Origin of the sequence: Acinetobacter sp. A47, assembly GCF_000805455.1 — a bacterium.
In the GTDB taxonomy this organism is placed as follows: Bacteria; Pseudomonadota; Gammaproteobacteria; order Pseudomonadales; family Moraxellaceae; genus Acinetobacter.
The window spans coordinates 153,765-173,159 of sequence record NZ_JSUS01000064.1; the positions used below are offsets into that span (position 1 = coordinate 153,765).

Sequence of the window (19,395 nt, forward strand, 5' to 3'; positions counted from 1 at the left end):
GATATGCGAGGGATGTGATCATGGCAACACCTTATATTGTTGTAGGCTGTCCGACCACGGGCGGTGGACAGGTGATTAGCGGCAACAGTAGCTTCTTGATTGAAGGGATTCCGATTGCCTGTGTGGGTGACAAGGCGACCTGTCCAAAACATAAAACGGTTGCTACGATTGTGGCGGGTGACCCGAATATGCAGGTGATGGGTAAGGCAGCAGCACGTGTCAATGATCCTTTATCGTGCGGTTGTAAATTGTTGCCGAAGCAGAACTTAGCTGTGAGAGGTTAAAACTTTTTAAAGCTCTTTGAATAATAAAGGGCTTTAAAATTTAATCTATTTCGGCAAGGTCGCTGGTTAGAGCAATAATTTGGTTGTTGCAGCAAGCTCAACTAAACTGTGTATTTCGCATTTTACTGGACAGATCAATGCTTGATTTTGGGATGAGCATTTACTGATGTCAAAACAATTGCCTATGCTCTTATTGATGGCTTTTCTTGGAGGTTGTAAAGAAAAGCAGACCGAAAATTTTAATTATGAATTTTCAGGTCATCAGCTTTGTGCTCTAAAAACAAGTGAGATGAGTGCTGCTAATAAGTTTGGATTATTAGATAGTTCATTTAAGTATAAAGAAAATGTTTTTGATGAAAAATTATCGATTGATATATATAAAGAAAGTTTAAAAAAATTATCGAATAAACAAAGTAAGTATATTTTCTGTATTGATACTTCAAGCATAAAAGAAGGTACTTTGGAGACACAGATCAGATTGGAAATAAAAAAAGGAAAGTATTTAAGACAGTACGAATTTATAAATTATTCATGCCTGTCGACTCATAATTCTATGTTGAATCTATCAAAAAATGAAATGATACAAATATGTAGCTTCTAGATGAGGCTAAGTAAAGTCCAATATGATGATATTTAATCAATTTCTATTAAAATTTTAAAAGATTTTATTTCTTCTAAAACTTTTTTCCAATGAGCTTAATTTTCACGTCAGTAGCGATGGGTTAAAAAACTAGAGCTTTGCGGGGACCAATCATTGATGCTGAAATGCTGAATTAAGCAGCTATAAAATTTTTTTGCACCCAAAGTCGCGATCTTGCCGCTTTATAGCTCCGCTCCATACTCGTCTTTAAACAGCTGATGGATAAAGCCTAACTAAACTGGCGAAATGTTATTTTTAGTGTATCTTTAGCAGACCATCTGTTGAGATCACATCCCGAAACCTGAGGATAAAACAATGCCGACCCTGCTCAAAGCAAACTGTCTATGTCTGGCTGTATGGGCAGCAAGCGTAATGCTACACAAGCAGGCAATTGCTGCCGACGCCGTTACGGTATATGCCGCTGCCAGCTTGACCAATGCAATGGATGAGCTCGATGCAATCTATGAAAAAAATAATAAAACCCGGATCAAAACCTCTTATGCCGGTTCCTCAACCCTAGCCAAGCAAATTGAAGCCGGCGCACCTGCCGATGTATTTATTTCGGCAGATTTGCAATGGATGGATTATTTACAGAACAGACAGCGGGTTGCTCCAGCAGATCGCATCAACTTACTGGGGAATCGTCTGGTTCTGATTACTCCTAAAGCCCAGCCTGTCCGGTTCAGCATCGATAAACGTGTAGTCCCGGGGCCGCTCATGCAGGGCAAGATCTGTACGGGAAATACCATAAGCGTTCCCGTTGGTAAATATGCCAAGCAGACCTTAAGCTCGCTGGGGTGGTGGGACAAGCTGAAAACACGGCTGGTAGAAACTGAAGATGTACGGGCTGCCTTGAACTTTGTGGCACGTGGGGAATGTCAGTTTGGCATTGTCTATGCAACAGATGCTGCCATCAGTAAAGATGTGGCCGTGGCTGCTATATTTCCGGAAAATACGCATTCAGCCATTACCTATCCTGTGGGACTGATCCGGAAAAATACCGACTCGATGAAATTCTATAAGTTTTTACAAAGTGAGCAGGCCAAAGCCGTATTTAAAAAATATGGGTTTAGCGTATTGCAGTAATTGAATGATGATTTTAAGCCCGGAAGAAATCGAAGTCCTCAGGTTATCTTGCAAAGTCGCCACGGCATGTCTGGCATTTAGCCTGATCCCTGCCATAGCAGTGGCCTGGGTGCTGGCCAGAAAAGAGTTTTGGGGTAAATCACTGATCGAGACCCTGGTGTTCCTGCCTTTGGTTTTGCCGCCTGTGGTGCCGGGCTATTTGTTATTGCAATTGTTTGGTAATCGCGGATTATTCGGACAATATCTGGCGCCTTTGGGTTTAGAGTTTGCCTTTAACTGGAAAGGGGCGGTATTGGCATCGGCAGTGATGGGTTTTCCCTTGTTGGTACAATCGATTCGTCTGGCCATTGAACTGGTTGATCAACGACTGGAACTGGCAGCTCAAAGTCTGGGAGCCTCCCGCTTTGGGGCATTTAGGCAGGTCACTTTGCCGTTGGCCAGCAGCGGGATTCTGGTCGGAAGCATTTTATGTTTCTGTCGCAGTCTGGGGGAGTTTGGGGCGACCATTACCTTTGTTGGCAATATTGCCGGTGACACCCGGACTTTGCCGCTGGCAATGTATAGCCTGATGCAGCAACCTGATACCGACGCTGCACTCTGGCGGCTGGTTATGCTGTCTTTATCCGTTGCTTTTTTTGCCTTGTGGTTTGCACAGTGGTACAACCGTTATCAGAAAAACAGGCGTGGGCATACAACATGATGGATTGTCATATTCAGTTGCAACAGGGGCAGTTTCGTCTGGATCAACGCTTTCAGTCCGACCAGCCGGTGATCGGTTTATTTGGGGCTTCCGGTTCCGGGAAAACCACCATATTACACAGCATTGCAGGTCTCATCCGGCCACAATCCGGCTGGATTAAAATCCAGAATCAGATCTGGTTTGATCAGGGCCAGAAGATTCATCTAAGTACCCAACAGCGTCGCGTGGGTCTGGTGTTTCAGGATGCACAACTGTTTCCGCATAAAAACGTCAGACAGAATTTACTGTTCGGTTTTAAGCATATTGCCCCCCGGCAACGACAGTTTGAGCCGGGCCATATTATTGAACTGCTGAAATTGGAACATCTGGTTGAACGCATGCCGGTAAAACTGTCCGGAGGAGAAAAACAGCGGGTGGCGCTGGGACGGGCTTTACTGTATTCACCGCAATTGCTGCTGCTGGATGAGCCGCTGTCTGCACTGGATACGGCACATAAGGCCGAGATTATTCCTTTTTTTCAACGGGTAAAACAGGAGCTCAAGATCCCGATGCTCTATGTCAGCCATGACCAGAGGGAAATAGCGCAACTCACCGATGAGATCTGGTATTTATAGATAACGTTGTAACAGCGCAAGAAACTGTTGCACTTCTTCATCATTGACCTGTTCAGCATCCTTGAGCACATGCGCTTTTAAATGCTGTTCGATCAGTTGATTCATCAGGCCATTTACAGCGCCCTTAACTGCCGCAACCTGTTGTAACACGTCGATGCACGAGCTTTCCGGGCTGGAGAGCGACTTCTCCACGGCAGCAACCTGTCCCTGTATACGCTTAACCCGGTTTAAAATTTTTTTATCATGGTGTAGATGAGCCATACTTTTTTCCTAAAAAAATATATACTGTGGGGGAGTATATTGGAAGACTAGAATAAATGCAGCATAGTAACCTGAAACGTCGTCATTCTCATCAGTTTGATCAGGGAAATCCACTCGCACAAAAAAGAATTTTAATGGCGACCTTATTGACCGCAGTCATGATGATACTGGAAATCATGGGAGGCTGGGTTTTTAATTCGATGGCCTTGCTTGCCGATGGCTGGCATATGAGCTCGCATGTGCTGGCCTTGGGACTGGCCTATTTTGCTTATCGTATGGCACGACATTATGCCCACGATCAGCGCTTTAGTTTTGGAACCTGGAAAATTGAAATTCTGGCGGGGTATAGCAGTGCCATTTTATTGATGGTAGTTGCGCTGTTGATGGCAATACAGTCACTGGAGCGGTTATTCAATCCGGTCACCATTCATTTTAATGAAGCGATTCCGATTGCCATTGTCGGACTGCTTGTCAATCTGATTTGTGCTTGGTTATTACATCAAGGCGGTCATGATGATCACCATCACCATTCGCATAGCCATCATCATGAAGCACATCACCATGCTCATCATGATTTAAATCAAAAAGCTGCATTCCTGCATGTGGTGGCCGATGCGGTAACCTCTGTTCTGGCCATTATTGCCTTATTTGCAGCCAAGTACTTTGGCTGGAATTTTCTGGATGCACTGCTTGGCGTGGTGGGGGCAGTGCTGGTGGCAAAATGGTCTTGGGGACTGATGCAGGAAACCGGAAAAACCTTGCTGGATGCCGAAATGGGACATCCTGTGGTTGAGGAAATACGGGAGGTGATTGCCGGGTTCCCGCAGGTTGACATTACCGACCTGCATGTCTGGAAAGTGGGGAAAGGCAAGTTCTCGTGTATTGTCGGTCTGGAAACGACATTGACCGATCTTAATCCTGATCAGGTCAAAGCCGCGCTGGCGATTCATGAGGAAATTGTGCATGCCTCGGTAGAAATTCATCATATTTAAGATTGAGGGGCATCGAGTCGGATTTTGCGCTACCCGATGCATCTGCTTAAGCCCCGATATATAAGAGCAGACCACACAGGGCTGAGGCAAATATCACATACAGTACATTGATCTGGAATTTGAATAAGGCAACCAGTGCTGCAAGGGTAATCAAGGCGGCTTCATAATTAATCGGGTGGTCAAAGCCCTTTGGCCACAGCACATGATAGCTAAAGAATAACGCCAGATTTAAAATGACCCCGACCACGGCGGCCGTAATGGCGGTGAGGGGTGCTGTGAATTTCAGTTCATTATGGGTCGATTCAATGATTGGCGCGCCTGCCAGAATAAATACAAAGGAAAATAAGAAGGTAAACCATGTCACGATTACGGCGCCGAGCGCACCTGCCAAAAACAGCTGTTCAGCACCCAATACCGCATGATTGTAAGCCCCTAGAAAACCCACGAATGCCACCACCATGATCAGGGGGCCGGGAGTACTTTCACCCAGTGCCAGACCATCAATCATTTGAGTGGGACTCAGCCATGCATAATGATTGACTGCACCCTGATAGACGTAAGGCAATACGGCATAAGCACCGCCGAAGGTAAGCAAGGCGGCCTTGGTAAAGAACCAGGCCATCTGGGTATAAGCATGGTGCCATCCCAATCCCAAAGTTAAAAGCAGCATCGGTACACACCAAAGCAATGCTGCAATGAGCAGGATTTTGACGAGATTGCGCCAGCGGAAAATGGCATGCGCAGGTGTCGGGGTATCATCATCAATCAGGGCGGGGCCATAGCTTTTATGACTTTTTTGATGGGCTGCCTGAGCCGTAAATAAATCCGGGTTTTGCTTACTGAGCAGATAGCCACTCAGGGCAGCTGCGAAAACGATGAGGGGAAACGGTACATTAAACACAAAGATGGCAATAAATGCCGCAGCGGCGATCCCCCACATAAACGGATTTTTCAGTGATCGGCTGCCAATACGATAAGTCGCATGAAACACGATTGCTGTAACCGCAGGCTTAATCCCGTAAAATAGCCCGGCAATGATTGGTACATCACCAAATTGGACATAAATCCAGGACAGGGTAATCAGGATAAACAGCGAGGGAAGTACAAACAGAATCCCTGCCACCAGTCCGCCCGCTGTTCGATGCATGAGCCAGCCAATATAGGTGGCTAGCTGCTGGGCCTCGGGACCGGGCAGGAGCATGCAATAATTCAACGCATGTAAGAATCTTTTTTCCGAGATCCAGCGTTTATTTTCGACCAGCTCCTGATGCATCACTGCAATCTGGCCAGCAGGCCCGCCAAAACTGATAAACCCCAGTTTCAGCCAGAACAGCAAGGCTTGCCAGAAGGGGACAGCGGTGATGGGCTGATCGGGCTTATTGATTTGTTTTTGTTGCATGATCATTCTCGAGAAAAATTGGCATAGAGGCCATCAAAGACATAATTAGAGAGTTCAAGTAACTGATCATCATCCGTAATTTTAGTGCTTAAGCCCCGGATGACTTTTTCGATCCCGATTGCTTCGGGCGGCTCCACCCCACCAACATCAAGAAAATGCACAATTTCCGCAATCTGCTTTAAAGCAGACTGTTGATGCAGGCCAAAGCTGTGCAACAAGGTTTCAAAGGTGACCCAATGATCAAGGTGACTAAAGCGGGCGCCATCAAAATCAAACCCCAAGGCGGTGGCTGGACAATCATTTGGTGTGTCTAACCACAGGAAGCTTGCCTCAGGGTCAATAAAATTCTGGATCAGCCAGGCAGATGCTAAACGGTCAATCCATGGGCGTTTTCTGGTGGCCCAAACCCTGTGCTGAAAGTCCTGTTTGTGTAGCACCTGAATATCGCCGTGAGCAGCCTGTGGCTCATCGACCTCACCCCAACGTAAAATGCTCTGTTCAACGGCCTCTAACTCCCGAACGGTTTGTTGTTGTGCTTCGGTGGGGAAATAGTCAATTGCAATCAATGCCTGCAGCTGCTTGCGCAGTTTGCGGATCTGTTTCAGCAGTTCTTTTTTATCGGTCTGGTTGAGCGCCTGCCGCAGCTGGCCGAGCTGCTGATAGAGCGCTTCATAGTCTTCTTTCCGGTTAAATAACTGCTCCACATCCAGATGTGCTGTGGCCATGCCTGAAAATAGATAGGCATTGCCACCTTCTGCAATTAAATTTTCAGCAATGGCATCAAACTTTTCTGTATATGCTTCCGGCAGAACATATACTCCATCCCGTAATGTCGCAGCACCGCAGGCCTTGAGTGAGCGCCATACCCGCATCCGTGTAGTGGTGTTCGGGGTGGGGAGTGAGGAAATCAGTAAGGTTATTTTCATGTAATATACTTAACTTATTTGTTGAATATATTACATACAATTTCCGGGCTGTGGTTGCAGTATTTTTATATCCTTTTAGGATGTATATATCAGTTATTTGAATATTCTATGACGGTGTCAGGGTTTTTAAAAAAGCCCATGGAAAGATACCTTGGTCATGTCCATCATCAAAACAGATTTGTATGCCGTAACCTTGTGAGTAGATGGCAGAGATGGCAACACGCTCTGGATATTGAATTTCTTGCTGACGTAGACGTTTGGCACGACAAAAACCGCATGGGCAACTGGCCCGTAGTTGGGCATGGCTAAACTGCTTTTCTGTGCCATCCTGCCAGGACAGCAACAGGCGTTGCTGTTCGGTATCGACTGTAAGCTGATCAGGTTCAAGCGACATACTGTTTCTCCTGAATCAGCGCCAGCCCGATACGAATCGATTTGCGTACTTCCGGGTCTGGGTCTTCGGCATGCTGCAATAAAATATGCTGGGCGCGTTCTCCACCAATTTCTCCTAAGGCAATCGCCACTTCTTTGCGCAGGTTACTGATGTCATGCTGGAAATTTTCCTGAAGCTTGGCAATCGCAGCTTTGGACTGAAGTAAGCCTAAACTGCGGGCCACCGCAATCCGCACTTGCCAGTAAGCATCATCCAGCTGTTGCAACAGTGGTTGTTCTAGTTCAACGGCTTTAAGTTTGCCAATGCTCAAGGCAGCTTCGACCCGGAGTTGCCATGCTTCGGCAGTCAGGGAGCTGTGTAAGGCCGATAAAATCTCGGATGTTAAAGCTCGACTTGCGACCAGACCACCTGTGGCGATTCGACGGATTTCAGCATCAACATCATGCTGGGCAATTTGTGCCAGTGCAGACAGTCCTTCCGTTTTTTGCAACCAGCTTAAGCTGCTGACGGCTTCCTTACGTACCATAGGATTGGCATGTTGTAGCTGTTGCAAAATATCATCAAATAGCTGCTCAGCGCGTAATTCCCTGATGGCCCTTAACACCGAAGCAAGCACAAAGTCATCCTGATGCCTTAAATAACTGGCCAAATGCCCAGCCGATGCGGAATGTTTAATTTCACTTAAGCTTTGCGCGGCTGCAACACGCACATTTTCATGGGAATCGCTCAGGGCTTGGGCCAAGGCATGTAATGAAGTTGCATCCTCCCAGCCTTCTAAACGGGCGGCTGCCAGCTCACGAACCTTGCTGGCCGGATCATGTAGCACTGCATATTGTAACCAGCTTAATAATTCAGGTTGTTCCTCATCGGCAATATTCATGATGGCGACAAAGCGGATATTTTCATCGTCCTGATTCAGTTGAGGCAGATAATTGGCATAATCCGTATCAATATCGGTCAGGAGCGGGTAATTTAGACTCATCTTTTATACTTCCTAAACAGCGGCTTTCTGATTTAAACCGAGCGGATTTAACCGGCTCAGCTCAGTATGGGTGGCCTGTTTTAATACTTGGATGCAATGTTTTTTTATTTGGGTAAATTCGGTCGAAGTGACCAGATCAACTTGTCTTGGGCGGGGGAAATCCAGTTTGATTTCTTCAATGATACGTCCCGGACGATGACTCATGATCAGGACCCGATCTGCCAGAAACAAGGCTTCATCAATATCGTGGGTAATGAATAGCACCGAGGTCTGAACGCTTTGCCATATCTCTAGCAGCAGTTCCTGCATCTTTAAACGGGTTTGTGCATCCAGCGCGCCAAAGGGTTCATCCATCAGCAACACCCGCGGCTGATTAATCAGCACCCGAGCAATTTCAACCCGTTGCTGCATGCCACCAGACAGTTCGGCAGGGTATTTATGTTCAAAACCTTTTAAGCCGACCAGTTCAATCATTTGTGCTGCCTGTGCCTGTCTTTGAGCTCTGGAAATGCCTTTCATTTTCAAGCCAAAGCAGACATTGTCCAGTACACTTTTCCAAGGAAAGAGCGTGTGCTGCTGGAACACCAGACCGCGATCGGAAGAGGGCTTTTCAATGGTTTTTTGATCGAGCAACATGCTGCCCGAGCTAATCGGTAAATGTCCTGCCAGTGCACCGAGCAGGGTGGATTTACCGCAACCCGAAGGGCCCAGTAAACAGACAAATTCACCCGCCTGAACCTCAAAAGAGACCTGATCGAGTGCCTGAAAGCGTTGTTTGTCCTGACCCAGATGCAGGTTGATATTGTTTAAATGAATATGACCGTACTGACGCATGTTATGCCTTCCTTAACTGATACCAAGGGGTAAGTTTTTTACCGAGATAGCGTAGAAAAGCACTGCTGAACATGCCTAATGCGCCAATCAACAGCATGCCGACAATAATGTCTGCGTAGTTTTGCAAGGTGAAGGATTCCCAGGTGAAATAGCCAATGCCAAGCTGACCAGAGATCATTTCAGCCGTGACCAGACAGAACCAGCAGGTGCCCATGCCAATCGCCAGACCTGTAGTAATACTCGGCAAGGCACCCGGAATAATCACTTCACGCAAAATGGCAAACTGACCCGCACCCAGACTTCTGGCAGAAGCAATCAGACGTTGATCCACGCCTTCAACGCCATGAATGGTATTGAGCAGGACTGGAAATAGCGCACCTAAAAAAGTGATGAAAATCATCGAGGCTTCTGAGGATGGAAACATCAGAATGGCCAAGGGAATCCATGCCACTGCAGGAATCGGACGCAAGATTTCTAAAGGTGGCATCAATAAGGCAGCCAAGGTTCTGGAATAACCAATCAACAGCCCTAAAATGACACCGACCACGGACGCGAGCAAGAAGCCAATCAAAACCCGGATTATACTGGCTTTGACATGCGCAAGCGCGCTGTCCAGTTCGGCAAAAGCAACTAAAGACTGAATCACCTCTCGTGGTGAAGGCACATTGGCAAAATTGATTAGCCCCAAATTGAAATGATGCTGTGAAGCCAGTTGCCAAAATACCAGACTGAACAGCAGTGACACGGCACCTAAGCTATATGAAATCACACGATTTTTTGAAAATATCAGCACAGGGCGGATGGCCTTAGACTGAATCGGTTGGGTATCCGCTAAACTATTCATATTGTTTTCTCCTGAATCTCAAAATCCCCCTAAATCCCCCTAAATCCCCCTTTAAAAGGAGGACTTTTCACGAGTCTAAACACTGACCAAGATTCGTGAGGCTCCTCTCTTTCTAAAGGGAGGTTGGGAGGGACTGGATCACTTCACCAGTTTTTGGGCCTGATTAAAGTCATAGACTTTGCCGCCATGTGCCTTGGCCCAGTTATTGGCATCGCCACGCAGTAAGAAGGCACTGATCTGGCCATTTTTATCGGTGGCGTACCATGCCAGATTGGCCAGTAACTTGATGTTTAAATTACGGTCCTGGTTATAGACCACACGGATATTTTTACCGCTCTGCTTTAATTTATTTAAATCTGCAAAGGCCGTTTCAGGCGTGGCATAACTACGCACTTGGGCTTCACCTTTGACCCAAATTTGTGTAACGCGATCAAAACTCTGGATTGGTTTTTGCGTCAGGGCATCTTTGGCAACAAGTGGCGATGGTGCGTAATTTTTGAGTTGTTGTGCGTAATTCAGGCCGGCACTCTGGAAGGCTTTTTTGATGTATTGCTCATCAATGAATTGATTGACATGAAGATCAACATCATCACGTCCCAGATATTTCAAGGTGTCGACCGCAGTTTGCGTGGCACGTTTATATTCAGGTTTCCAGCTCAGGTCACGGGTTTGTACACCCAGCGGTCCATGAAATAAATACACCACTTCGGCCGGGATGCCGGTTTTGGCTGCGATCAGTTCACTATATTTTTCCGGTTCTTTACGGATCAGCTGATCGGCTTCAATGGTCGCGCGTAAGTAGGCCTGAATAATTTCCGGATATTGCTGGGCATAGGATTTGCTGGCTAAAGCACCATGAAAGGTAGGCGTTTTGGCCTGTGCGCCGTCATAAATTTTGCGGGCAAAACCTTGATAGGGGAATAATTCGGCAAAAGGGACGAAGTCGGCATGAGCATCAATCTTGTTACTTTTCAGGGCTGGGCCTGCCACTTCAGGCGCTTGGGCAATAATTTTGACATCCTTTTTCGGGTCCCAGCCTTGTGCAGCAACGGCCCGCAGTAACAGGCCATGTGCAGTGGAAGCAAAAGGAACCGAAATGGTTTTGCCTTTGAGTTCCTGAATCGAAGTGACTTTTGAACCCGCAGGTACCACTATACCGTTACCACTTCCCGTAGTACTGCCAGAGAGAACGCTCAGAAAAATACTTTCTTTGCCTGTCTTTTTAAACGCGACACTGTTATTGACCGCGGGGAAGTCGGCCATGGCGCCAATATCCAGACGACCCGCCACCATTTCGCTGGTCAATGGTGCCCCGGAAGTAAAGTTTTTCCAGACAATATCGTATTTGGCATCTTTATATTTACCTGTTTTAGGCAAATATTTGGGTAGCAGGTTTAATTCGCGAATCAGCAAGCCACCCGTAGCACAGTTGATGGTGGTGTCCTGTGTGCCAATGGCGATGCGGATATTTTCTGCCTGTGCCGGGCTAAAAAGCAACAGTAAACTACTGCTCAGAATCAGGCTTTGGGCCAGGTGATTGAGTCTCATGGTGTTCCCCTCATTTAAGTAAATATGGAATGTTGACCTGAATGGCATCGGTCGGGCAGTCTTTCTCGCATGGCATGCAATACCAGCATTCATCAAACTGCATATAGGCTTTGTTGCTGACCGGATGGATTGCCAACAAGTCCATTGGACAGACATCCACACAGACGGTGCAGCCCTTGTCCGCAATACATTTGTCTTCATCCACCAACACGGGTGCAGCAGTGCGATGGGCAATTTCCTTAAAAATAAAAGCCATGTGTTATTCCTTATTCGACTGTCTCGGCGACGAATTTTTTATTAATCCGTAACAGGTTGTAGGCGTTGGCCTCATCTTGCTCAATCGGGATCAGATAGGGCTCAACCGCTTTTTTGAAGCTGATCATGTTGCCGTGCTGATCCTTTTTCAGATGGGCATGACAGAACCAGTCCCGATCGTTTTTTTCAGGGCAATCTGCACGGTAGTGATAGAGACCCCAGCGACTTTCTTCACGAAAGAGCGAGGCCCGTGCGGCCATTTCGGCACAGTCACGAATCACGGCAACTTCGGCAGCACGCATCAGTTCATGGGGATGACTGGCATTGATCTGGTCGATATCGGCTTTGATTTCCTCAAAGCGTTTCAGCGCAATCTCAATTTTTTGCCGGGTTTTGGGTGGTTGTAAGTAGTCGTTGACCATACGACGCAACTTGTATTCGACCTGTTCTGGTGACAGCCCTTCTGGACGATGTAAAGGCGCAAAAATACGGGCTTTTTCAGCTTCGATTTCCTGCGCATTCAGTTCTGTATCGGCTTGTGCTACGACATATTCTGCGGCATTGACCCCGGCAAACCAGCCATAGGTAAAGGCACCCAGCATGTAGTTATGTGGAACAGCGGCCATATCGCCCGCGCTATACAGGCCTTTGACCGAGGTTTCGGCCTTTTCATTGACCCAGACCCCGGAAGCACTGTGACCACTACAGAAACCGATTTCCGAAATCTGCATTTCCACCATGTCTTGTCGGTAATTGGTGCCACGGCCTTCATGGAAACGGCCACGACTTGGGCGTTCATTGCTATGCAGAATTTCTTCAATGGTTTGAATGGTTTCTTCGGCCAAATGATCCATTTTCAGGAACACCGGGCCATTGCCGCTTTGCAGCTCCTGATAGAACTCCCACATCATCTGGCCTGACCAGTAGTCACATTCAATAAAGCGTTCACCTTTGCTGTTGGCGGTATAGCCACCCAATGGGCCAGTCACATAGGCGCAGGCAGGGCCGTTATAATCTTTAATCAATGGATTGATCTGGAAGCATTCCAGATTGGACAGTTCAGCCCCTGCATGGTAAGCCATGGCATAGCCATCACCGGCGTTGGTCGGGTTTTCATAGGTGCCCATCAGATAGCCAGATGCAGGTAGGCCCAAACGTCCGGCAGCCCCACAACACAAAATCGCAGCCTTGGTCTTGATCACATAGAAATCACCCGTACGGCAGTCAAAACCGAGTACACCATTGATGGCACCTTCGGCATTTTTGAGCAGACGGGTGGTGACAATGCGGTTATTGATCTTGACCTGAGCACGTTTCAGCTGGCGATACAGGACTTTTTTAATGTCGTGGCCTTCAGGCATCGGCAGTACATAAGCGCCCATGTGATGGACTTTTTTAACTGCGTATTCACCGGTTTGGTCTTTTTCAAATTTCACCCCCCACTGATCCAGTTGCTGAATGGTGGTGAAACTATGCTTGGCATAGGCATAGACCGTGGCCTGATTGACAATGCCATCATTGGCAATGGTAATTTCCTTGGTGTATTGCTCAGGTGTGGCATAGCCTGGAATGACGGCATTATTCAGGCCATCCATGCCCATTGAAATTGCACCACTGCGTTTCACATTGGCTTTTTCAATCAATAAAACTTTCAGGTTGGGGTTGGCTGTTTTGGCTTTGATGGCTGCCATCGGGCCAGCCGTCCCCCCACCGATGACGACAATGTCATAGTCCAGTGTAATCGTATTCATGTTGTGCCTTTTTGAGTGCGTTTTAATTCACACGGTTGCTGATGTCAGGTATGTCTTTTTCGATCGACTCTTAAACGGTATTGGAAGGTCTCTCCCGAGAAATAGAGATATTCAAAGTCAATCGGGTGTCCGGCATGATCATGGGTCAGTCGCTCCACTCTTAACAGCGGTGCATTGATATCGACGTGCAGCAGTTCACTGAGTTCTTCGTCAGCCAGGGTGGCATCAATGTTTAAATCGGCATGTCCCAGGGCAATGGATAAATCCTCTTCGATTGCTAAAAACACATCTCGCGTAGAAAGGTTGATCTGTTGCAAAGCTAAACCAATCGCTTCGGGTAAATAGGTCAGTTCAAATGAAACCGGTTTACGGTTAAGCAGGCGAATACGTTTGATTTCCACCACGGTACTGTTCACTGAAAGTTTTAATTTCGATGCAATTTGCGGTGTGGCGGGAATAAAGCGAAATTCTTTGACCACGTTAAACACCTCATGTCCCATATTGGTCATGGCTTCTGCAAAGCCTTGTAGCTGGGAAATGTTTTGGAAGGTTTTCGGTGCGCTGACGAAAGTACCTTTGCCTTGAATCTTGTAAACCAGGTGTTCGAGCTGAAGTTGATTGAGTGCCTGACGAATGGTGATACGACTGACATTAAATAATTCACTCAGTTCTTTTTCAGATGGCAATTGCTGATGAATCTGATAGCTCCCCTCGACAATCTGCTGTAGCAGGGCCTGATAGACCTGATCATACAGAGGGCGTTCGCCAGTCGTTTTATTTACAATCGCTTGGTTCATTCAACTTCAACTTGTTATAACAACCTGGTTGCTAGATTAGCGATTGTGCAAAATGAAGAAAAATAACTTATGCAGCAAAAAATATCTGTTTTTGTGCATTGATGGATGGGCAGATTGAAAATAAAGATGCTTTTTATTGTTTTATGGATGAGCTTTTTTTGTTTGTATGTAATTAAAAATCAATAAGTTAAAGTGTGCTGATTTGCATCTTGTTTTCTGTTTTCGTCAGATTTATAAATGAAAGTGATCGTTTTAGCTTGGGGTATTTTGCGGAAACAGGACCGGTTCTGCGGCTAATTTTTCTGCCAGATATTGAATGAACACACTCAACTTGGGTGGAACATGACGGGTCGGGGGATAGAGCAACCATGCGCCACCACTGTAATGGGTCTTAAAATGCCAGTCGGGCAATACCTGTACCAGACTGCCTTGTTCTAAGGCATGGCGCGCCACGAAGTAAGGCAAACTGGCAATGCCCAAATGCTGTAGGGCGGCACTGAGACGCACGCCGGTATGGTTGGCGGCATAACGACCACGGACTGGCACCGTAATCGATTTCTGTTCCTGCTGGAATTTCCATTTGGAGTCACTCGGCTGTTCACCCAGATAGATACATTGATGCTGCTTTAAATCATGCGGATGTTGCGGTGTGCCATGTCGCTGTAAATATTCTGGCGTGGCACAAATTAAATGATCAATATCAATCAGTTTTCGTCCCATTAACCCACCTGGCGGCTGTTCGGTAATGCGAATCGCCAGATCGACACCATCATCAATCAAGTCAATGTAACGGTCTTCCAGCAGCAGTTGAATATCAATTTGAGGATATAGCGCCAGGAATTCGGGTAAGTGCGGATGCAGCATAAAATGCCCCACGGCTTTGGGTACGCTGATCCGAATCACGCCTTGCGGTTCAATATGAAACTGTCCCGAGCTTTCCATTACTGCCTGTGCCGCATTGACCATGTTGACACAGCGCTCATAGACCTGTTGACCACTTTCACTTAAGCGCAGTTTACGTGTGGTGCGATGCAATAAGCGTGTACCTAAGGCCCGTTCCAGACGGGCAATCGCGCGGCTGACCGCAGAAGGGGTAGAACCGAGCTGCCGTGCCGTTTCAGAAAAGCTTTCCGTTTCGACAACTTTAACAAAAGTTGCCATTTCAGTTAACAGAACCAGACCTTGATTTGTGCTCATGAAGCAAAAGTTATTTGGATTTTGACTAGATTATCGCGCTTTAAAAATCGCAATACAATCTTTTTCCTGTCGTAATTATGGAGATAAATCAAATGTGGCAATTGTATGGACATGAGTTTCTGGCCTTGGCATTGATCCATTTTATGGCAGTTGTTTTACCGGGCCCCGATTTTATTATTACCGTACGCCAGAGTGTCCGCTATGGCTATGCCATTGGCTGTCTTACAGCAATCGGGATTGGTGTCGGCATTTCGGTACATGTGTTTTATACCTTGGTCGGTGTGGGCGTGCTGATCCAGCAAAGTGTCTGGTTAATGTCGGTATTGCGGGTCGCCGGGGCGGCCTATCTGATTTACTTGGGCTGGCAATGTTTGCGCAGCCAGCCAGATGCCAGTCTGGATATTCTGGCAGGTGAAGCACCGGGCAAACCGAGCGCGTTGCAGGCCTTCAAGATGGGGTTTTTAACCAATGCCCTGAATCCGAAAGCGACCGTGTTTTTTCTGGCGATTTTTACCACCATCGTGAGTCCGGCAACCCCGTTAAAGATACAAATCGGTTATGGCATCTGGATGTGTCTGGTCAATGCGCTGTGGTTTATTCTGGTCAGTTTCATGTTCGCCCAGCCGGTGGTACGTAAACGCTTTTTGCAGTTTGGCGTGTATTTTGAACGGGTGATGGGGGTTATATTGAGTGCAGTTGCAATACGATTGATCTGGAGCGTTGCCTTTGCCTGAATAGAAAAATGACTGCTCTGAGGCAGTCATTTTGATTGGAGCGCGTTTAAGCGCTCCTTTGGTTTCTGGTCAGCTGATGTAAGACTGACACCAGCAAATCAATTTCTTCCGTGGTGTTGTAAAAGGCCAGAGAAGGGCGTACCGTCTGTTCCACCCCAAAACGACGCAAGATCGGCTGGGCGCAATGATGACCTGAACGCACGGCAATGCCATGCTGGTTCAGCGCCTGACCCACTTGCGTGGTTGAATAACCTGCAAGGGTAAAGGACATCACGCTGGCTTTGTTTTTCGCCGTGCCAACCGGTCTCAAACCTGCGACGCTGCTTAAGGCATACTGGCCATATTGCAGCAAGTCATGTTCATAACGGGCAATATTGTGTATGCCAAGGCGTTCTACATATTCCAGTGCTGCCGCTAGACCAACTGCATCGGCAATATTACCCGTGCCAGCTTCAAACTTGTTGGGAGCAGGCTGGTAAACCACCTGTTCAAAGCTCACATCCTGAATCATATTGCCGCCACCTTCCCATACGGGCATGCTTTCCAGAATTTCAGGTTTGGCATAGACCGCACCAATCCCGGTCGGCCCAAACACTTTATGTCCGGAGAACACAAAAAAGTCGGCATCAAGCGCCTGCACATCGGTTGGCATATGCGAAACCGATTGAGCACCATCGACCAGCACCCGCACTCCTTTGGCATGCGCGATCTTGATGACCTCGGCGACAGGAGTGACCGTACCTAAGGCATTGGACACCTGGGTAATCGAGATCAGTTTGGTGCGTGCATTGATCAGTTTTGGCAGTTCTTCCAGAATGATCTGGCCGGTATCATCCACCGGAATGACACGAAGTCTGGCGCCGACTTTTTTGCTCAGTTGGAACCACGGGACGATGTTGGCATGATGCTCAAGATGCGACACGATGATTTCATCACCTTCAGCAATATGCTGCTCTCCCCACGTCTTGGCAATCAGGTTAATGCCTTCAGTGGTGCCACGAACAAAAATGATCTCTTTGGAGGAGGCGGCCCCGATAAAACGGGCGACCACATGGCGTGCATGTTCATAGGCATCGCTTGCCCGTGCGGCCAGTTCATGTGCAGCCCGATGAATATTGGAATTTTCGTGCTGATAAAAATAGGCAATACGATCGATTACACTTTGTGGTTTCTGCGTGGTCGCTGCATTGTCAAACCAGACCAGAGGTCGACCATTGACACGTTCTTGCAGAATGGGAAAATCACGACGAATCGCCTGAATATCCAGAGCTTGAGCTGCATGACTTACAAACTGCGGTTGTGACGGTCGATAATTGCCATAACCTGCATTGTGTTGCGGCAGATTCAGAAAGTAAAAGCCTGAAGATGCATGATTCTTTGCTTGAGTTGAAGCTTGAGAATCTTGCTGTAACACGCTTTTTAGTACATCGCCGTGCGGCAATTGAAATGATTGTGCAGTCGCAAAACTGGCAGCATCAAATTCGGAACCTGATGTGCCCGGTGCTGCAAAATCATTTAAAAAGTAAAACGGCGATGCCTTGCTTGCAGAAGGATGAGAAGGTTCAACCACAGGCACATTCGGCGCACGATGAATGGTCTGTGGAAAATTGGGTTCAAGCGGAGGACGCGGTAAATTCGCACCACCGACCACGGGTGCAGAGGCAATGGCACGACGCTCAGGATCATCGGGATAGTTGGGAATATGCTCGGGATAGTCCGGATTCAAGCCTTTCTGGTAAGCAAGATTTGGTGCACGGCCACTCAACGCTGCTAAAGGCTCGGCAGGTTGTGGCTGATGGGGCGGTGGGCCAACATTGGGGACATCCAGATTCAGGCCGGCAGCATGGCCGCTGCCTGAGGCAGGTCGTGCAGCAAACAGTTCGGAAGCCAGCCGAGCAAGGGCTGCTTCATCCGGCAAGCTGGACGGTGGAAGAACACCGGCCACTTCAGAACCCGATGGATGAGCTTGTCCAGCAGTGATAGATGAAAGCTTATTTGTAGTTAACTGGGTAGTCATGATACTTGTCCACCTCCACATCTTCGAGTACAGCCAGAGCATCCTCGGTCAAAACTGCCAATGAGCAATATAGCGAGATCAGATACGAGGCAATCGCATTACGGTTAATGCCCATGAAGCGTACCGAAAGCCCCGGCGACTGCTCACCAGCCAGGCCCGGCTGGAACAAGCCCACCACACCTTGACGTTTTTCACCCACACGCAGTAGCAGGATTTTGGTTTTACCATCTTCTACCGGAATCTTGTTGGATGGAATCAGTGGTACACCCCGCCAGGTAATGAACTGGGAACCAAACAGGCTTACCGTTGGTGGGGGGACGCCACGACGGGTACATTCACGGCCAAATGCTGCAATTGCATCTGGATGCGCCAGAAAGAAGCCCGGTTCCTTCCAGACTTTCCGCAATAAATCATCAAAGTCATCGGGCGTAGGCGGGCCGTTCAGGGTAGAAAGGCGCTGTTCATCTGCGACACTGGCCAACAAGCCGTATTCAGGGTTATTGATCAGCTCGCTTTCCTGACGTTCTTTAATGGTTTCAATGGTCAGGCGTAACTGTTCCTTGATCTGGTCATGCGGACTGCTATAAAGATCGGCAACACGGGTATGAATATCCAGAACGGTAGAAACACCGTTTAAAAAATATTCACGCGGCTGGGCATCATAATCAACAAAGGTTTGTGGCAAAGTGGCTTCATCACGTTGCGTACATGCCACCTGGATGTCGTCGGTATTGCTGACCCGGTTGACGCGGTAAATCCCGGCTTCAACAGGCAGCCACTGCAATAAATGCGTAAGCCAGCGTGGGGTAATGGTGGAAAGTTGCGGTACGGTCTTGGTGGCATTGGCAAGCTGTCTGGCTGCGTGATCCCCGAGTGCAAGTTGGGCTTTATCTATGGTTTTTGCCATGAATCGGTTTTCCTGTATTTTTGGCGTTGTTAATAAAAGGTCTGGTTTTATTTCAGTGTTGTTGGGGTATTTATTTAGGCAGACTAGAAGGGTTTTATTGTTTTTGAAAAATATGAATAAGAGATTAATCATCCTGAATGATTTCTTGTTTCATATACATCTATTGATGTTCAATAAATATAAAAACCGCAGATAATCGACTAAATTTAAAAATATTTGATCTTTATCATTTA

General features: G+C 47.3%; 21 protein-coding genes. 7 read left to right on the top strand and 14 right to left on the bottom strand.

Annotated features, from left to right (window positions below; translation table 11 throughout):
- Nucleotides 1-20 precede the first annotated feature (20 nt).
- From OC23_RS12890 to OC23_RS12910, 5 genes are all read left to right on the top strand, one after another.
- Entirely contained in the window at nt 21-284 is a 264-nt protein-coding gene (locus OC23_RS12890; protein WP_004654745.1) for a PAAR domain-containing protein, read from the top strand.
- A gap of 166 nt (nt 285-450) precedes the next feature.
- The gene (locus OC23_RS12895; protein ID WP_038345270.1) at nt 451-885 is read left to right on the top strand and encodes a hypothetical protein; all 435 of its coding nucleotides are present in this window, start codon (nt 451-453) and stop codon (nt 883-885) included.
- Nucleotides 886-1,239: 354 nt separating this feature from the next.
- Nucleotides 1,240-2,010, top strand: a complete 771-nt coding sequence (modA, locus tag OC23_RS12900; protein ID WP_038345271.1) for a molybdate ABC transporter substrate-binding protein — start codon at nt 1,240-1,242, stop codon at nt 2,008-2,010.
- Between the two features lie 4 nt (nt 2,011-2,014).
- Nucleotides 2,015-2,710 (top strand): molybdate ABC transporter permease subunit, encoded by a 696-nt coding sequence (modB, locus tag OC23_RS12905; RefSeq protein ID WP_038345272.1) that lies wholly within the window; start codon nt 2,015-2,017, stop codon nt 2,708-2,710.
- On the top strand, nt 2,707-3,324 hold the full coding sequence (locus tag OC23_RS12910) for an ATP-binding cassette domain-containing protein (RefSeq protein ID WP_038345273.1): 618 nt from the start codon (nt 2,707-2,709) through the stop codon (nt 3,322-3,324). Before modB ends, OC23_RS12910 begins: the two co-directional genes overlap by 4 nt.
- Here OC23_RS12910 and OC23_RS12915 read toward each other — a convergent pair.
- Nucleotides 3,319-3,585 (bottom strand): metal/formaldehyde-sensitive transcriptional repressor, encoded by a 267-nt coding sequence (locus OC23_RS12915; protein ID WP_038345275.1) that lies wholly within the window; start codon nt 3,583-3,585, stop codon nt 3,319-3,321. The two genes, OC23_RS12910 and OC23_RS12915, sit on opposite strands and share 6 nt — an antisense overlap.
- Before the next feature lie 56 nt (nt 3,586-3,641).
- Here OC23_RS12915 and dmeF point away from each other — a divergent pair, with 56 nt between their 5' ends.
- The gene (gene dmeF, locus OC23_RS12920) at nt 3,642-4,577 is read left to right on the top strand and encodes a CDF family Co(II)/Ni(II) efflux transporter DmeF (protein ID WP_038345276.1); all 936 of its coding nucleotides are present in this window, start codon (nt 3,642-3,644) and stop codon (nt 4,575-4,577) included.
- Between the two features lie 46 nt (nt 4,578-4,623).
- Here the strand turns inward: dmeF and chrA are convergent, their stop codons facing one another.
- From chrA to OC23_RS12975, 11 genes are all read right to left on the bottom strand, one after another.
- Entirely contained in the window at nt 4,624-5,976 is a 1,353-nt protein-coding gene (gene chrA, locus OC23_RS12925) for a chromate efflux transporter (protein ID WP_038345609.1), read from the bottom strand.
- Between the two features lie 2 nt (nt 5,977-5,978).
- A complete protein-coding gene (locus OC23_RS12930; protein ID WP_038345277.1) occupies nt 5,979-6,902 on the bottom strand; it encodes a chromate resistance protein ChrB domain-containing protein in 924 nt (307 codons plus the stop codon).
- Nucleotides 6,903-7,008: 106 nt separating this feature from the next.
- Nucleotides 7,009-7,296, bottom strand: a complete 288-nt coding sequence (locus OC23_RS12935; protein ID WP_038345278.1) for a DUF971 domain-containing protein — start codon at nt 7,294-7,296, stop codon at nt 7,009-7,011.
- Nucleotides 7,286-8,278: a HEAT repeat domain-containing protein gene (locus OC23_RS12940; protein ID WP_038345279.1), complete on the bottom strand. Its 993-nt coding sequence runs from the start codon at nt 8,276-8,278 to the stop codon at nt 7,286-7,288. Before OC23_RS12940 ends, OC23_RS12935 begins: the two co-directional genes overlap by 11 nt.
- Before the next feature lie 12 nt (nt 8,279-8,290).
- Entirely contained in the window at nt 8,291-9,112 is an 822-nt protein-coding gene (locus tag OC23_RS12945) for an ABC transporter ATP-binding protein (protein ID WP_038345280.1), read from the bottom strand.
- A gap of 1 nt (nt 9,113) precedes the next feature.
- Complete coding sequence (locus tag OC23_RS12950) at nt 9,114-9,956, bottom strand: ABC transporter permease (protein ID WP_038345281.1); 843 nt, start codon at nt 9,954-9,956, stop codon at nt 9,114-9,116.
- A gap of 138 nt (nt 9,957-10,094) precedes the next feature.
- Nucleotides 10,095-11,504 (bottom strand): ABC transporter substrate-binding protein, encoded by a 1,410-nt coding sequence (locus tag OC23_RS12955; protein WP_038345282.1) that lies wholly within the window; start codon nt 11,502-11,504, stop codon nt 10,095-10,097.
- 10 nt (nt 11,505-11,514) lie between these two features.
- Entirely contained in the window at nt 11,515-11,760 is a 246-nt protein-coding gene (locus OC23_RS12960; RefSeq protein ID WP_038345284.1) for a ferredoxin family protein, read from the bottom strand.
- A gap of 10 nt (nt 11,761-11,770) precedes the next feature.
- Nucleotides 11,771-13,510, bottom strand: a complete 1,740-nt coding sequence (locus OC23_RS12965; protein WP_038345285.1) for a fumarate reductase/succinate dehydrogenase flavoprotein subunit — start codon at nt 13,508-13,510, stop codon at nt 11,771-11,773.
- A 44-nt stretch (nt 13,511-13,554) separates the two neighbouring features.
- Nucleotides 13,555-14,307: a GntR family transcriptional regulator gene (locus tag OC23_RS12970; protein ID WP_038345286.1), complete on the bottom strand. Its 753-nt coding sequence runs from the start codon at nt 14,305-14,307 to the stop codon at nt 13,555-13,557.
- Nucleotides 14,308-14,559: 252 nt separating this feature from the next.
- On the bottom strand, nt 14,560-15,504 hold the full coding sequence (locus OC23_RS12975) for a LysR family transcriptional regulator (protein ID WP_038345287.1): 945 nt from the start codon (nt 15,502-15,504) through the stop codon (nt 14,560-14,562).
- A gap of 92 nt (nt 15,505-15,596) precedes the next feature.
- On the opposite strand from OC23_RS12975, the gene OC23_RS12980 reads away from it, so the two are divergent.
- Nucleotides 15,597-16,238, top strand: coding sequence for a LysE family translocator (locus OC23_RS12980; RefSeq protein WP_009514499.1), 642 nt, complete (start codon nt 15,597-15,599; stop codon nt 16,236-16,238).
- A 46-nt stretch (nt 16,239-16,284) separates the two neighbouring features.
- Here OC23_RS12980 and OC23_RS12985 read toward each other — a convergent pair whose 3' ends face one another.
- Nucleotides 16,285-18,255 (bottom strand): family 2A encapsulin nanocompartment cargo protein cysteine desulfurase, encoded by a 1,971-nt coding sequence (locus OC23_RS12985; RefSeq protein WP_038345288.1) that lies wholly within the window; start codon nt 18,253-18,255, stop codon nt 16,285-16,287.
- Nucleotides 18,230-19,162 carry a family 2A encapsulin nanocompartment shell protein gene (locus OC23_RS12990; protein ID WP_038345289.1) on the bottom strand — a complete coding sequence of 311 codons (933 nt, stop codon included), beginning with the start codon at nt 19,160-19,162 and terminating at the stop codon, nt 18,230-18,232. Before OC23_RS12990 ends, OC23_RS12985 begins: the two co-directional genes overlap by 26 nt.
- Nucleotides 19,163-19,395 lie beyond the last annotated feature (233 nt).